Raw genomic sequence first — 14,334 nt, forward strand, 5'->3', positions numbered from 1 at the left:
TTGCCTGTTCCGGGTTCGGCCGCGAGCGCGGGTCGGCGGCGCGTCTCCGCAAGGGCCGCCTACTCGTCGGTCACGAACTCCACGCTCCGGAACTCTATGCGCGCGCCGCCCGACTCGCTCTCGGTCACGTCGTAGTCCCACCCGTAGACTTCGGCGAGTTCCCGGACGAAGGCGAGTCCGAGACCGGTACCGCCCTCGTCGCCCGCCGTCGTGAACCCGGCTTCGAACACGTCGTCGCGCTCGTCCTCGGAAATTCCGTTTCCGTCGTCGGCGACGTAGAAGCCCTTCGAGAGACTGCCGACCCGGACCTCGGTCGCGTCGCCGTGCTGGACCGCGTTCTCGAACAGGTTCCGGAACAGGTGGCGCAGATACGTCTCGTCGGCCTCGACGACTTCGCCGACGGTCGCGTCGAGCGTCGTGTCGGGCGCGTCCACGCTCTTCCACGCCTCGCGGGCCGCCGCCGACAGCGCCAGCGAGTTGCCCGCACCGACCGCGTCCCGGCCGCGGGTCAGCACGAGCATCACGTCTATCATGTCCTCGATGCGGTCGAACGCCTCGGTGACGTACTCGACCGCCTCGGTCGCTCCGGCGTCGTCGGTCGGGAGCTGGCGGGTGTAAATCTGACCGATGGTGACGGGGTTGCGCAACTCGTGGGCGAGCATGCTGGCGAACGATTCGAGGCGCTCGTTGGACTCCTCTAGCTTCTCGACGGTCGCTTCGAGTTGGCTCTGGTACTCCCGGCGCTCGGTCACGTCCGTCAGCGTGACGACGCCGTACGTCACGTCGCCGCTGGCGTCCCGCACGGGCATCCCGTGGACCATGACGGTCCGTCGCTCGCCGTCGGCGCGCTCGATTTCGTATATCTTCGGCTCGGATAGCTCCTCGCCGCGGACGACTCGGACCAGCGGGAACTCATCCGTCTCGACGGGTTCGCCGGTGTCCGCGTGCCATCCGCGGTACCGCTGGTGGTCGGCGACGCTCTCGACGTCGAACTCCTCGACGCCCCACAGTTCCTTGGCAGCCTCGTTCGACTCGGTGACGCGGCCGTCGCCGTCCGCGACCACGACGCCGACGGGGAGGACCTCGAAGAGGGTTTCGAGCTGTTTTCGGTGTTCGTCGCGCTCCAGTTCGGCGCGCTTGCGTTCGGTGATGTCGGTCAGCGCGCCGGGGAACCTGACCGGATTGCCCGCCTCGTCGCACTCGACGTGGCCGCGGGCGACCACCCAGCGAACGTCGCCGTCGGCGTTCCGGACGCGGTACTCCTCCTCGTACTCGTCACAGGCGTCCAGCGTGTCCTCGATGTGACGCTCGACGCGCTCGCGGTCGTCCTCGTGGATGGACGCGACCACGCGGTCGAGCGACACGCCCTCGCGGGCGGCCTCCGGGTCGATACCGAGCGTCCGGGCGAACGACGCGCCCGCGACGAACTCGTCGTCGGGGACGTGCCACTCCCACGTGCCGACGGCACCCGCCTCGGTCGCGGCCTCCAGTTGCGACTTGGCTTCCCGCAGGTAGCGCTCGCGCTCGCGCCGCTCGGTCACGTCCCGTCCGATGCCCGCAAGCACGCGCTCGCCGTCGGGGTCTTCGAGCGTGGACGCGACGAACTCGTAGGGAATCCGGTCGCCGTCCTTCGTCCGTATCTCCGCCTCGACCTGCGCGTGTCCCGTCTCGAACCCGCGGCGTATCGCGTCGGCGATTTCCGCGCCGGACTCCTCGTCGAAGAACTCCAGCGCGTGCATCGACGTGACCTCCTCGGGCGGGTAGCCGGTCACCGCCGAGAGGGTGTCGTTCCACCGCTGGAGGTCGCCCGACTCGTCGAAGATGTAGAACAGGTCGTCGATGGCGTCGAGGACCGCGTCGGTGTACTCCCGGTAGCGTTGGAGTTGTCGTTCGCGCTCCTTGCGCTCGGTGATGTCCTGGGCCATCGTCATTCCGGCGAACACGTCGCCGCCCTCGTCGGTGATGGGCACCGCGTGGAGAATCCACTCCCGCCCCGCGTAGGTGAGTTCGACCGACCGCTCTTCGCCGTCGAGCGCGGCCTCGAACGCGGGTTCGAGCGCGTCGGCGGTCGCCTCGTCCCACACCTCGCGGAAGCTCCGCCCTTCGAGGTCGTCGGGTTCGACGGGGATGTCAGCGAACCGACGTCCCGCCGCGAGCGTGTATTCGAGGTCGCGGTCGAACAGCGTCACGATGCCGTTCGGGAAGTACTCCGCGAGCGTCCGGTAGCGCCGCTCGCTCTCCTCGAGTCGGCGCTGGTACTCCTCGCGCTCGGTCACGTCTTGAGACATGCCCAGCGCGGCGAACACCTCGCCGTCGTCGTCCCGGACCGGCAGGAACTGGAACTGGTAGGTCTCGTCGCCGAGGGTCGCTTCGGCTCGCACCTGCTCGCCGTCGAGCGCGGCCTCGTAGCACGGGACCACCACGTCGGCCAGTTCGTCGGGCAACGCCTCGCGCAGGTAGCTCCCTTCGAGGTCGTCCCGCGTCACCCCCTCGACCTCCGGGGTGCCGCCGAAGGTGACGTACCGGCGGTCCCGGTCCACCAGCGCGACCGCGCCGTTCGGGAAGTTCTCGACCAGCGTCCGGTAGCGCGAGCGGTACTCTTCGAGTTCGCGTTCGCGCTCCCGTCGCTCGGTCACGTCCCGGAAGTACACCGACAGGCCCGACTCGGAGGGGTAGGCGTGGACCTCGTACCACGCTTCCAGCGGGGCGGGATAGTAGAACTCGAAGGAGGTCGGCTCTTGGGTTGCCATCGCCTCGCGGTACTCCTCGCCGAGCTTCGAGTCGGTCGCCCACTCGAACACCTCCCAGAAGTTCTCGCCGACCAGTCCCTCGCCCTGATAGTCGATGAGTTCCTCGGCGCGGTCGTTGACGTGCGTGAACTGCCACTCGTCGTCGAGCGCGTAGAAGGCGTCGGTGACGCGGCCGATTATCTCGGCGAGCTCGCTCTCCAGTTCGCGCTCGCGGCGCTTCATCTCGGTCACGTCCTCGCCGGTCGTGACCACTCGGACGACCTTGCCGTCCTCGATAATCGGCTCGGCGTTGACCGACAGCCACCGGCGCTCGCCGTCGAGGCGTTCGACCTGCAGAACGCGGTCGTAGACCGGTTCGCCCGTCTCCAGCACCTCCGCGAACGGGTGGTCCTCGACGGTGACCGGGCGACCCTCCTCGTCGTAGGTAGGCCTGTCGTCGGGGTCGTAGCCGTCGAGTTCGTCCTCCGGGATGCCGAGCAGGTCCGCGGCCCTGTCGTTGATGCGCGTGACCGCTCCGTCGGCGTCCAGCACCATCACGCCCACCGGACTGGCGTCCAGTACTTCCTCGGTCAGGTCGCGCTCGCGTTCGAGCTGTCGCTCGCGCTCGCCGAGTTCCCGCTCGGTCCGCACTCGCTCGGACACGTCCCGGATGACGCCGATGGTGCCGCGAAACTGGCCGTCTTCGACGAGGAGGTTCAGGCGGAGTTCGCACGGAACCCGGTCGCCGTCGGCGGTCTCGACCGTGAAATCGACGGTCTCCTGTCGGTCGTCGTCGGTCAACCGTCGCTCGATTTCGCGCTGGACGGTCGCCACATCGTCGGCGTCGAGAATCACCGAGACGTGTTCGCCGAGCAACTCCTCGCGGTCGTACCCCGAGAGCTCGGGTATCACGTCGTTGACCGCGACGAACCGGCCGTCGGCGTCGAGTTGGTAGATGCCGTCGTCTATCGCGTTCACCAGCGTCCGATATCGCTGGAGAGCGCCGTCCTCGTCCGCTCCCTCCCAAAATTCGTCGTTTGCGGCCCCGGCCCGCTCGCTCATACCTGCGATACTCAATCGAGTGGATTAAGTCTTCGTTTAGTACCCAAACTGAAGCGAACCGGCACGAGCGTCCCTGACGAGGCCAATCTCGGTGAGGACGCCTCCGGCGGGGACGCTTCTGGCAGGGACGGTCTCGGCGAGGGCGGGACCGCCAACGGCGGGACCGCCCCGACCGCCGGACCGCGGGCATCCTTCAGCTAAAAATATTGTCTAAAGGAATCTTTGTATGTGCTTACCGATTCCGAAGATAGCTCACGACCTCCTCCGGACTGGCGTCGAGACCGCCGCCCTGCGCGACCGTCGGACTGCCGCCGCCACCACCGCCGAACTCGCTCGTCACCTCGTCCACCACGTCGCCCGCGTCCGGGTCGCCCTCGGTCGCGGCGACGACGAACGTCGCGCCGTCGCTCCCGACGAGGACCACCGCGTCGGGCGAATTCGCGGCGGTCTCGCCGCTCGCCAGTTCGCGGGCGCGGTCGGCGACCTCGTTCGGGCCGAACGCCGAGACGGTGCCGACGACCCACTCGCCGCCGTCGCGCTCGACCGGACGCTCCCGGAGGTCGGCGAGGCGGGCGTCCAGAAGCTCCGCTTTGGCGTCCGCGAGGTCGGCCTCCAACTCCTCGACCTGCTGGCTGACGCGCTCGGCCGCCTCGGGGAGTTCGCTCACGCCCACGTCCAGCGTCCGGGCGGCCTCGCGCGCCGACCGCACGTCGTCGGCGCGGCGGCGAATCGCGGTCGGGCCGACCGCGAACTCCACGCGGGTCAGCCCCTCGCCGGGGTTCGAGCGGTCAAGCACGGTGACGGGACCGATTTCGCTCGTGTCGCCGACGTGGGTCCCGCCGCAGGCCGCCCAGTCGAACCCCTCGACGGTGACGACCCGGACCGCGTCCGACTCGCTCATCACTCCCTCCTCGGTCTTGGTGTTGAACGCGATTTCGTCGCGCTCGCGGGCTTCCGCCTCGGAAATCTCCTCCCACGAGACCGCGAGCGAGTCCCAGATAGCCCGGTTGGTGAGTCGCTCCAGTTCGGCCAGCGTCTCGTCGGTCACGTCCGTCGAAGTCGTGAAGTCCACCCGGACCTTCCGCTCGCCGATGTCGAACCCGCCGTAACCGAGGTCGTCCAGCACCTCGCGGCCCGCGCCGTAGAGGAGGTGGCTCGCGGTGTGAGCGCGCATGCAGTAGGTCCGGAACGCGTCGTCTATCTCCCCGCGGACCGTCTCGCCGACCGCGATACCCGATTCGGCCGCCGGGTCCGCGAGGCGGTGGACGATTTCGCCGTCGCGCCGTTGGACGTCCTCGACCGGGACGCCCCCGAGCGTCCCCCGGTCGGCCGGTTGGCCGCCGCTCTCGGCGTAGAAGTGGCTCTCGTCCAGCGTGACTTCCCGGCCGTCCACGGCCGCGACGGTCGCCTCGAAGCTCCGCACCTCCGGTTCCCGTGCCGCGAGTTGACTCATACCAGTCGGGAGTCGGCGCGGTGACAAAAGGCTCACGCTCCCGACGGTCGGGTCTCGCCGACTCGGCCGCGGCGTTCGGCACCGCGTCGCGGCCGAGTCACGCCGATTCGACCACCGCCAGCAGTTCGTCGTAGTCGGGTTCGTTCGTCGGGTCGTCGGCGACCCACCGGTAGGTCACGGTGCCCTCGTCGTCGAGGACGAAGACGGCGCGGTTGGCGATGCCGTGCAGACCCAACTCCTCGATGTCGATTTCGAGGTCGTAGGCCCCGATTGCGTCCCCGGCCGTGTCGCTCACGAGGTCGAACTCCAGCCCCTGCGCTTCGCGGAACGCCCCGAGCGAGAACGGCGAGTCGGCGCTCACGCCGAGGACGGTCGCGCCGGCGTCCTCGAACTCGTCCAACCGGTCCTGCAACGCGACCATCTCCGAGGTACACGGCGGGGTGAACGCGCCGGGGAAGAAGGCCAGCACGACCGGCCCGTCGCCGAGTCGGTCCGCGAGGTCGAACGATTCGTGGTCGCTGGTGCCGAGCGTCGCCGAGAACGTCGGTGCGGAGTCGCCTTCGGTGAGCATGGACGGAGATTGGTCCGCCGACGGCGTAAGCGCCGTTCCGAACGAGTTCGGCTCCCTCGCGTTCTACGCCACGAGGTCGGCCTGCACTCGCGCCTTGAGGTAGTCGAGCGCGGCGATAGCGGCCGGGCCGGAGAGGCAGAACCCGGCCAACAGCGCCCGGTCGCGCGGCCCGAGGTCCACCCCGAGCGCGGCCATCGACACGACGAACAGCGCGGCGGCCGCCGCGACCCCGCCGACGCGCCGACTCGCGCGCGTCCAGTCGAATCGCTTGGCCGGCCGCCACATGAGATTCTCGGCGGCGACCGCCAGACCGAGACCTTCGACCGCGCCGACGACCGCGTACGCGCCGGGCGGCAACGCCGGGAGCGGGTCCGGAAGCGCGACGACGGCGAGGACCGCGACGACGCCGAGCGCGCCCGCGACCCGACTCCGAATCGCACCGAGGAGCCGTGCTATCGCGGACGGTTCCTCGCGGAGGGAATCGCTGAGCTGATACATAGTCGTCGTTTCGACCATCGCCGTTATCAATCTTCTCGGCGACTAGAGGATTCTCGGGTGCAGAAAAGAGTAATTCTCGGGCAGGTGCGTCTGCGCTCGCACAGTCCTGCGCGAGCGCAGACGGCGCAATCCGTGGACCGCGAAGATTCGCGGGACGGGAATCGGCGTCGGAAATCGGCGTCGGGAATAGAGTCGGGAAGCAGAATCGAGGAGAGAGAGGCGACAGGAAGCGAAGGGCGAACGGTTCAGGCCACGTCCTCGACCGACGCACGGAACAGGTCGAAGGCGAGTTCGATTTCGCGCTCGGTCACGTCGAGCGGCGGCAGGAGTCGGAGCGTCTTGTAGCCACAGCCGAGGACGAGCAGGCCGCGCTTCAGGGCGGCCTTCACGACCGCCTCGCGGCGCTCCTTGGTGTCGAACTCCACCGCGAGCATCAGGCCGCGGCCGCGAACGTCGGTGACGTTCGGCAGATTGGCGTCTTCGAGCAGTTCGGTCATCTGGCGGCCGCGCTCGGTCGCGTTGGCGAGCAGGTCGTGCTCGTGGATGGCGTCGATGGTGAACACGCCCTGCATCGAGTCCACGATTTTGCCCGCGCCCCACGTCGAGGAGAGTCGCGCCTTCTCCTTGGGGAAGAGGTCGGAGTTGGCGACCGTCGCGCCCGCCCGGAGACCCTTCGCGGAGGTGATGACGTCCGGTTCGAGGTCGAGGTGGTCGATACCCCACATCTCGCCGGTCCGGCCCATCCCGGCCTGAATCTCGTCGCTGATGACGGTCACGTCGAAGCGCTCCCGAATTGCCGCGAGGTCGGCGATAAAGCCGTCGTGGGGCACTCGGTAGCCGCCCTCGCCCTGCACGGGTTCGAGGATGAGGTAGGCGACCTCCTCGGGGTCGATGACACCCTGCTCGGGGTCGAGTTTGTCCGCGACGACGTTGCCGCCGGGACCGTCGGTCAGCCACTTCTCGCGGTAGTCCTCCTCGGTCGAGGGGTAGGGCACCGAGACGACGCCGCCGATTTCGGGGTAGCCCTTGCGGTGGTTGACCTTCGAGCGGTTGAGGCTGAGCGCGCCGAGCGTCCGACCGTGGAACGCGCCGTCGAAGGTGAACGCACGGCGGCCGCCCTGCGCGTAGCTGATCTTGATGGCGTTCTCGACCGCCTCAGCGCCGGAGTTCGAGAGGAACACGGTGTCCAGATCGTAGTGGCTCGTGAGGTCGGTGAGTCGGTCCATCAACTGGGTCGGGCCGGGGAGTTCCGGCTCTTCGGGCGGCCAGCCGCCGGCGGCGTAGAAGTCCTGCCCCGCGATTTTCAACGGGTCGACGAGGTCGAACTCCTCGAACTTCTCCATGATTTTGGGGTTGTTGTACCCGAGCGGCGCGGACGCGACGTGACTCGTGAAGTCCAGCAGGACGTTGCCGTCCACGTCGGTACAGAACGGCCCCTCGGCCGGTGCGGTGAAGTCCCACACGAAGTCGTAGACGTAGGTACTCGGCGCGGAGAACTGGTGGTGGAAGTCGGCCCACTCCTCTGCTCGTTTTCCGGGCATGTCTTCAACCGTCGGTTCTGCGGTGTCTCTGTCCATGACACGGGGTATGAAGGGGCACCCTTTAATTGAATTGGTTTCTTCCGCTTCGGGCAAGACTTGCAACTGGTTCGAGTTTCCGACCGAAGTTAGACGGTCTCCCCCACCGTGGCAAAAATTACGGTGGCGGGACGACCGCGGACTACAGCGTCGCCAGGACCGCGGCAATCGCCGACCCCGCGAGGAGGACGCCGCTCCACGCCGCGACCCGGTAGCTGAAACTCCGGTCCGGCGCGGAGATAGTCAGCGCGGCCTTCACGACGATGGAGGAGGCGGTCGCCAGCAGGATGCCGAACACCGAGGTCTGGTGGTCGATGGTCCCGCCCATGTAGAGGAGAACCGCCGAGGAGGTCGCGCCCGCGCTGGAGACCAGTCCGGAGAGAACCGCGGTGACGTAGAACCCGGCCGAGCCGAACTGCTGTTGGGCGACCGCGCCGCCCGCGATGACCAGCAGGAAGATGGCCCCGAACCCGAGCGCGTTCCGGAGCGAGAACGGGCTTTCGAGGTTCATCTCGACCTTCTCGGACCAGTCGGCGGTATAGGCCGCGATGGCCACGCTCCCGAGGATGACCGCCCCGAGCGGCAGAATCGCACCGTAGAGGACCGGCCGACCGCTCGGGAACGTGAACGCCAGCGCGATGGCGAGGTTCCGGACCGCCATCGCGGCGTCGGCCAGCAGGATGGCCGCCACGCCGTAGGAGGCCGCCTCGGGGCGCTGGCGCACGTGGTCGAGCATCGTCCCGACGACCGCGGTCGAGGAGGCCAGTCCGCCGAAGAAGCCCGTGACCGCGATGCCTCGGCCGCCGTAGGCCGTCACGACCGCGTAGTTGACGATGCCGATTGCCGCGACGGTGACGACCATCAGCCAGACCACGCGGGGTTGGATGCCGAAGGCGAACTCCTCGCCGGGCAGCAGCGGGTAGATGACGAACGCGAGGATGGCGAACTCGACGGCCGACCGCAACTCCTCGCGGGACATCCCCCACGCGAACGAGTGGAGTTCGCGCTTGAGGACCAGCAACAGCGACGACAGCACCGCCACCGTCACGCCCACGAGGATGTAGCCCTGCATCACGAGCGCGCCGACCCCGAACGAGACCAGCATCGACACTGAGGTCGTCAGCGACAGGCCCTCTTCCTCCTCCGTGTCGGCCATCAACCCCTGCACCCCGAGCATGATGCCCTGGACGATGACGAGCAGGCCGCCGAGAAACAGGAGGACGTCCTTGTCGAGCAGCGTGAACACCGCGCCGAGGAGACTGATGAGCGTGAAGGTCCGAATCCCCGCGGGCTTGTGCGACCACTCGCGCTCCAGTCCGAGGAACAGTCCGAGCGCACCCGCCAGCGCGATGCGGACCACTTCGCTGTCCAGCGGCACCTGCGTCAGGAAATCGGCGAGACCCGGCACGATTAAATCTCTACGTAGCGTAAAATATCACTCCACGGATTAATAGGTGTGACGGCTCGGCCGACGGGTCGCTCGACCCGAGTATCGAGCGTCCGGACCGCCCAACCCCACGGACTGCGAACATTTTTACCAGCGCGGCCGAGTTGCTTGGGTATGGTCGGCGGTCTGGACATCGACCGGACGCGAATCGGCTGGTGGCTGGTCGGGGCGGTGCTGGGAGCGGCGGTGCTGTACGTCGTCTACTCGTTCGTCGGAACCTTCGTGTTCGGCATCTTCCTCTACTACGCGACCCGGCCGGTGTACAAGCGCCTGCGGCGACGCATCCGGCCGTCGAGTCTGGCCGCCGCGACCGCGCTGTTCGCGCTCGCGCTCCCCGTCCTGCTTCTGGTGACGTACACCGCGGCCATCGGACTCCAAGAGTTCAACAACATCGCCAAGCGGACCGACGTGGATGGGTTCCAGACCGCGATTCAACCGTACATCGACGTCTCGACGCTCGCCCGGAGCCCCGAGGAACTGCTGGCGAACCCCGACCCCGCGCTGGTCGAGGAGATCGGGCGCTCGGCGCTCGACTATCTGGGGTTCATCGGGAACGCGGTGCTCCACCTGTTCGTGATGATCGCCATCGCGTTCTATCTACTCCGGGACGACCACCGCCTCTCGCGGTTCTTCCGGCGGCAGTTCGGCGACGAGGGCGGCGTCGCCGAGGCGTACGTCCGCGCGGTGGACCGGGACTTCAACAGCATCTTCTTCGGCAACATCCTGAACGCCCTGCTCACGGGGACCATCGGCGCGGCGGCGTACAACACCCTGAACATGGTCGCGCCGACCGAACTCGTCGTCCCGTATCCGACGCTGGTCGGCCTGCTGACCGGCGCGGCCAGTCTCATCCCCATCGTCGGGATGAAGTTGGTCTACTTCCCGATTTCTGCGTATCTCGGCATCGAGACCGTGATGGCCGACCCCGCCTTCCTCTGGTTTCCGGCGCTCTTCTTCGTCGTCTCGCTCGTCCTCGTGGACACGATTCCGGACCTCGTGTTGCGGCCGTACGTCTCGGGCCGGAACCTCCACGTCGGTCTCGTCATGCTCGCGTACATCTTCGGGCCGCTGCTGTTCGGGTGGTACGGCATCTTCCTCGGCCCGATGATTCTGGTGCTGGTCGTCCACTTCGTCCGCATCGTCCTGCCGGAGTTGGTCGCGGGCGAACCCATCCGGCCGTGGGCGGTGGACCCGACGTACCTCTTCGACCGCGAACCCCGCGCGACCCACCCCGAGGAGACGTTCGACACCGACGACTCGACCGGCGAAGTGGCGGACGCAGACGACACCGGCGAAACGGCTGACGACGCCCACGCGGGCGGAGTCACCGAGGAGACCGGAGCGAATGATTCCGACGGCGTCTCCACACCGTCGGGCGGGACCGACGGATAATCAGTCCGCTCTCCGCCTCCGGAAGAGGATGGGGACGAATGGCACGACGAGGAAGACGAGGAGGGTGTCGAAGTAGTACCAGACGGCGACGCTGACGGCGAGACTGGCTCCCAGACCGACCGCGGCGGTCGCGGTCCGCGAACCCATCTCAGGCTTCGACGCTCAGTTCGATGTATTGGGCTTCCCACTCCCTGCGGGCCTCGATTTCGCGGTCGCCCCGGCGGGTCAACGTGTAGAAGTTGGTCCGGCGGTCGCGCTGGCCCTTCTCGACGAGTCCCTTGTCTACCAAGGTGTCGAGGTTCGGGTAGAGTCGGCCGTGGTGAATCTCCTTCTCGTAGTAGTTCTCCAGTTCGTCCTTGATAGCGAGGCCGTGCGGTTCGTCCAGTCCCGCGATGACGTACAGCAAGTCGCGTTGAAAACCTGTCAGGTCGTGCATGGGTAACGTATCAGCTAGGACGCCGACGAAAATGAATATAACGGCCCTTCGTGGCCGACTCTTCTCGTGTAACCGAGGCGGTACGTATCCGCCGGTTCGCGCGTCGCGCACGGACCTCTCCGGGCGTCGTCAGGTGACTGTCCGTCCGATTCCGGGCAAGAGGGCGGTCGCCGGCGGGGACCGCGCCGTCCGAATTCGACCGCCTCGCGCGACGGCGAACTTATCCGCGTCGGTCGCGTACGTGTCTCCATGCCAGAAGAAGTACTCTTCGAGACCGAGCGCCGAATGGACCGAAGCGACGTGGCGGCCTACTTCCGGACCGTCGCCGAGAAACTCGAATCGGGCGGGGACCTCACGCTGTCGGCGGGCGACCAGTCGGTGACGCTCGCGCCGCCCGCGCAACCGACCTTCGAGGTGAAGGCCGAGCGCGAGACGCCGAGCAGCGGCGGTCCCGGCGAACTGAGCGTCGAGTTCGAACTGGAGTGGGACGAGGACGGCGGACAGGGCGGCGAGACGGACGCCTCGCTGGATATTCAGTAAGACAGCGACGCTCGGTTCCCACTCCGGCGAAGCGACTCGGAGTATGACACGTTACGAAGCGACGAAGCCGCCACTCCCGGACTCGTAGACACTCGAAAGGAATATGGAAAGGAAAGCGGAACACGCGGGGGTGAAAAAGCCCCGCGAACCGCTTGCCGCCCTGAATTGGTCCCCGCTGACGCTTCGGCCCTCCAAGCGAAGCGTCACCTGAACCAAAACGCCCTAACGACTTAAACCTAACGCCGCCGGAACCTTGTACCGGTACCCGTCCGAAACACCGGTTTCAGAACCGAGACAGTGAAATTTTCGAGAATGTTAGCCTATTTAGATGTGTTCCTCTTCCAGAACCCACCCGAGCGCCCGTTTGTAGTACGTGAACATCTGGCGGACACCCTCGTGGCGCATGTCCTCGTCTTCGAGGTGTTCTTTCAGGAACTCGTACTGCTCGCGGATCTCCTCCTCGTCTCTCATGTAGCGTCGATTGGGTTTCGCGCGTAATGAGTTCGGTGGGAACGCCGCGTGGGTTTCGTCGGGTCGAGAGACCGGAGGTAGCTGCCGGCGATTATCGAGATTCGTTCCGAAAGACCGGGGAGTACACGCTAGAGAGCGGCGGAGTCACTTCCGGTCCAAGCGCGACAGGCCGTGCCAGATGGCGTCCACCAGCCGGTCTTCGCCCTCGCCCTCGGCGTCGCTCCATCCGCGGGCCAGCGCGTCCTCGACGACTCCGAGGTCGTGGTTCTCGAAGTTGTTCATGCCCCGGAACTCTTCGAGCGCGTCGCGCTCGGTCTCGCCGAACGTCTCGGTCGGTTCGCCGTCGTAGAACCCGAGGTCCGCGAGCGTCGCGGTGACCGCGCGGGCGGTCTCGCCGGAAAGCTCCCGCACGTCGTCGGGTTCCTCGCGCTCCAGCAGGGTCACGTCGTAGAGCTTGAACACTCGTTCGAGTTCGTCGATGGGAGCCTCGTGGTCGTCCACGCGCACGTCTATCCAGCGGTCGTTCTTGCCGTCGTAGCCGCCCTCGGGTTTGACGACGTAGAGCGCGGCGCTCTGCTCGCCGCGCTTGTCGCCGCCCGCCTCGTTGCCCGCGTGGAGCGCCGCGACGAGTTTCTCGGGCAGTCCGCCTTCCGTTTCCCGGTAGGCGTCCTCCATCGCGTCCAAGGTCGCCTCGTTTTCGAGGATGTTGCCCTGCACGGTGTAGGTCTCGCCCTGTCGGTCGCCCGCGAACTCGAAGCATTCGTCGCCGGTGAACGCCGCGACGGAGCCGTCGCGTCCGACGACGCCGACCTGTCGCTGGGCGGCCTCCGGGTCGCCGTCGGTCAGCGCCTCGACCACCTCGGCGGCGGATTTCCCCTCTCGAAGCAGGTCCAGCCCGTCCGGGCCGTAGGCGACGTTGGCGAAGCTCTGGGTGGCTATCGCGCCCGCGTCGGCGCTGGCGAACGGCACGACGGAGCCGACGCTGACGAACTTCGACTGGACGGCCACGCCGACCGCCTCGGTGTCGGGGTCGCGCGCGACGATGGAGAACGTGGATGGTCGCGGTTCCATGCCCGACGGGAGGGCCGTGCGGCCGAAAAGCGTTCGGCCGGCGGTAGCAGTCTCCGGTACTCGCTCCCCGTTCGGTACTCGCTCCTCCGTCAGCACTCGCTTCTCGACCGGTACTCACTCCCCGGTTTCACCCCCGCGATTCGGCGGCGCGTCGGTCTTGCGCGCGGTCAACGGCTGGCGCTTTGCGAGTTCGCAGTCGAAGCTGGGATGCTCCGCGAAGTGGTGGACCAGTACGTGTCTGCGCCCGCCGGTCAGCCCCGACTGCTCCACGTCCGCGGCGGTGAACGCCTCGGGCAACTCGTCGTAGAATCGCCGGAGCGCGGCGAAGCTCTCGAAGACCTTCCGGTGGCCCGACGACTCGGCTCGCCGGCGCTCCACGACGTAACTCCCGTCCTCGCGGTGGGTTCCGACGGTGCGTACGAACTCCCGGCGCTTGGTCAGCGCCTCGCCGAGCGCCGACTGTAACTGCTCGGCCTCGGCTCTGCTCAGTTCGTGAGTCTCGCCCGCGACGGTGACGGCGATCGTCTCGGTTCGGTCGCGCTCCTCGGAACCGGACTGCTCGCGCTCAGAAGAGTCACACTGCGCGGCGAATTTCTCGACCAGCCGCCGACTGGCGACTTACTCTATCCTCGGACGCCTCGGTGAGACCGTGGCTCGACATTGCGTCAGCCCGTAGTCGGAGCGCGGGCTTAAATCTCCGGGTCGGCAGGTCCGACCGAATCAGTACTTCGCGGCGATGAGCAGGGCCACGACGACGTTGTACATCACGAGTCCCGCCAGCACCGCGCCGAGCGACAGCGCGACGAACACCAGTCCGACGACCACGCCGTCGCCGGGTTCGCGCGCTATCACTACCGCCATGGCGGACAGCGACAGCAACAGGAGACCGAGGTGGACGCCGTACTCCCGCCAGAAACGCTCCGAGACCGGCACTCGGAATTCGAGCGGTCGGCGCTGGTCGCCCGCTTCCATGCCTCGTCTGTCGCTACTCTCTGGTATAAGTTTTGAGGTATATCCGCGGACCGTCGGCGTATCGACGCCGACGCGCCCGGTATTCTCGAATACCGTCGAGCGTGCCGGGTTAGGG

The 14,334-nt window shown here is 67.3% G+C and carries 14 protein-coding genes; 2 read left to right on the plus strand and 12 right to left on the minus strand.

The genetic code is table 11. The annotated features are described in order from the left end of the window. Positions 1 to 59: 59 nt before the first annotated feature. The 6 genes from M0R88_RS00470 to M0R88_RS00495 all read right to left on the minus strand — a co-directional run bounded on the left by M0R88_RS00470 (position 60) and on the right by M0R88_RS00495 (position 9,298). Entirely contained in the window at positions 60 to 3,791 is a 3,732-nt protein-coding gene (locus M0R88_RS00470; RefSeq protein WP_248655003.1) for a PAS domain S-box protein, read from the minus strand. A 232-nt stretch (positions 3,792 to 4,023) separates the two neighbouring features. Continuing rightward, positions 4,024 to 5,244 (minus strand): alanine--tRNA ligase-related protein, encoded by a 1,221-nt coding sequence (locus M0R88_RS00475; RefSeq protein WP_248655004.1) that lies wholly within the window; start codon positions 5,242 to 5,244, stop codon positions 4,024 to 4,026. A gap of 97 nt (positions 5,245 to 5,341) precedes the next feature. Further along, entirely contained in the window at positions 5,342 to 5,815 is a 474-nt protein-coding gene (locus M0R88_RS00480) for a redoxin domain-containing protein (RefSeq protein ID WP_248655005.1), read from the minus strand. Positions 5,816 to 5,878: 63 nt separating this feature from the next. Continuing rightward, the gene (locus tag M0R88_RS00485) at positions 5,879 to 6,313 is read right to left on the minus strand and encodes a hypothetical protein (protein ID WP_248655006.1); all 435 of its coding nucleotides are present in this window, start codon (positions 6,311 to 6,313) and stop codon (positions 5,879 to 5,881) included. 245 nt (positions 6,314 to 6,558) lie between these two features. Next, entirely contained in the window at positions 6,559 to 7,890 is a 1,332-nt protein-coding gene (locus M0R88_RS00490) for an aminotransferase class III-fold pyridoxal phosphate-dependent enzyme (RefSeq protein ID WP_248655007.1), read from the minus strand. 142 nt (positions 7,891 to 8,032) lie between these two features. After that, positions 8,033 to 9,298: an MgtC/SapB family protein gene (locus M0R88_RS00495; protein ID WP_248655008.1), complete on the minus strand. Its 1,266-nt coding sequence runs from the start codon at positions 9,296 to 9,298 to the stop codon at positions 8,033 to 8,035. Positions 9,299 to 9,451: 153 nt separating this feature from the next. On the opposite strand from M0R88_RS00495, the gene M0R88_RS00500 reads away from it, so the two are divergent. After that, entirely contained in the window at positions 9,452 to 10,729 is a 1,278-nt protein-coding gene (locus tag M0R88_RS00500) for an AI-2E family transporter (protein WP_248655009.1), read from the plus strand. Here the strand turns inward: M0R88_RS00500 and M0R88_RS00505 are convergent, their stop codons facing one another. Then, complete coding sequence (locus M0R88_RS00505) at positions 10,730 to 10,876, minus strand: hypothetical protein (RefSeq protein WP_248655010.1); 147 nt, start codon at positions 10,874 to 10,876, stop codon at positions 10,730 to 10,732. It abuts the gene before it with no gap. 1 nt (position 10,877) lies between these two features. Beyond that, on the minus strand, positions 10,878 to 11,165 hold the full coding sequence (locus M0R88_RS00510; RefSeq protein ID WP_248655011.1) for a PadR family transcriptional regulator: 288 nt from the start codon (positions 11,163 to 11,165) through the stop codon (positions 10,878 to 10,880). A 249-nt stretch (positions 11,166 to 11,414) separates the two neighbouring features. Here M0R88_RS00510 and M0R88_RS00515 point away from each other — a divergent pair, with 249 nt between their 5' ends. Next, a complete protein-coding gene (locus tag M0R88_RS00515; RefSeq protein ID WP_248655012.1) occupies positions 11,415 to 11,705 on the plus strand; it encodes an amphi-Trp domain-containing protein in 291 nt (96 codons plus the stop codon). A 324-nt stretch (positions 11,706 to 12,029) separates the two neighbouring features. On the opposite strand, the gene M0R88_RS00520 is transcribed toward M0R88_RS00515, so the two are convergent. From M0R88_RS00520 to M0R88_RS00535, 4 genes are all read right to left on the minus strand, one after another. After that, positions 12,030 to 12,176 carry a DUF8555 family protein gene (locus M0R88_RS00520; protein ID WP_202932593.1) on the minus strand — a complete coding sequence of 49 codons (147 nt, stop codon included), beginning with the start codon at positions 12,174 to 12,176 and terminating at the stop codon, positions 12,030 to 12,032. Positions 12,177 to 12,320: 144 nt separating this feature from the next. Next, the gene (locus M0R88_RS00525; RefSeq protein WP_248655013.1) at positions 12,321 to 13,247 is read right to left on the minus strand and encodes a DUF1028 domain-containing protein; all 927 of its coding nucleotides are present in this window, start codon (positions 13,245 to 13,247) and stop codon (positions 12,321 to 12,323) included. 114 nt (positions 13,248 to 13,361) lie between these two features. Beyond that, entirely contained in the window at positions 13,362 to 13,850 is a 489-nt protein-coding gene (locus M0R88_RS18715) for a DUF7528 family protein (protein ID WP_438267218.1), read from the minus strand. A 117-nt stretch (positions 13,851 to 13,967) separates the two neighbouring features. After that, positions 13,968 to 14,219 carry a hypothetical protein gene (locus tag M0R88_RS00535; RefSeq protein WP_248655015.1) on the minus strand — a complete coding sequence of 84 codons (252 nt, stop codon included), beginning with the start codon at positions 14,217 to 14,219 and terminating at the stop codon, positions 13,968 to 13,970. Positions 14,220 to 14,334 lie beyond the last annotated feature (115 nt).

Source organism: Halorussus gelatinilyticus (assembly GCF_023238445.1).
Classification (GTDB): domain Archaea; phylum Halobacteriota; class Halobacteria; order Halobacteriales; family Haladaptataceae; genus Halorussus; species Halorussus gelatinilyticus.

Coding starts and splice junctions, on each gene's coding strand:
- M0R88_RS00500 (WP_248655009.1), top strand. CDS start 9,452: ATGGTCGGCGGTCTGGACATCGACCGGACGCGAATCGGCTGGTGGCTG.
- M0R88_RS00485 (WP_248655006.1), bottom strand. CDS start 6,313: ATGTATCAGCTCAGCGATTCCCTCCGCGAGGAACCGTCCGCGATAGCA.
- M0R88_RS00510 (WP_248655011.1), bottom strand. CDS start 11,165: ATGCACGACCTGACAGGTTTTCAACGCGACTTGCTGTACGTCATCGCG.
- M0R88_RS00520 (WP_202932593.1), bottom strand. CDS start 12,176: ATGAGAGACGAGGAGGAGATCCGCGAGCAGTACGAGTTCCTGAAAGAA.
- M0R88_RS00515 (WP_248655012.1), top strand. CDS start 11,415: ATGCCAGAAGAAGTACTCTTCGAGACCGAGCGCCGAATGGACCGAAGC.
- M0R88_RS00505 (WP_248655010.1), bottom strand. CDS start 10,876: ATGGGTTCGCGGACCGCGACCGCCGCGGTCGGTCTGGGAGCCAGTCTC.
- M0R88_RS00535 (WP_248655015.1), bottom strand. CDS start 14,219: ATGGAAGCGGGCGACCAGCGCCGACCGCTCGAATTCCGAGTGCCGGTC.
- M0R88_RS00480 (WP_248655005.1), bottom strand. CDS start 5,815: ATGCTCACCGAAGGCGACTCCGCACCGACGTTCTCGGCGACGCTCGGC.
- M0R88_RS00525 (WP_248655013.1), bottom strand. CDS start 13,247: ATGGAACCGCGACCATCCACGTTCTCCATCGTCGCGCGCGACCCCGAC.
- M0R88_RS00470 (WP_248655003.1), bottom strand. CDS start 3,791: ATGAGCGAGCGGGCCGGGGCCGCAAACGACGAATTTTGGGAGGGAGCG.
- M0R88_RS00490 (WP_248655007.1), bottom strand. CDS start 7,890: ATGGACAGAGACACCGCAGAACCGACGGTTGAAGACATGCCCGGAAAA.
- M0R88_RS00475 (WP_248655004.1), bottom strand. CDS start 5,244: ATGAGTCAACTCGCGGCACGGGAACCGGAGGTGCGGAGCTTCGAGGCG.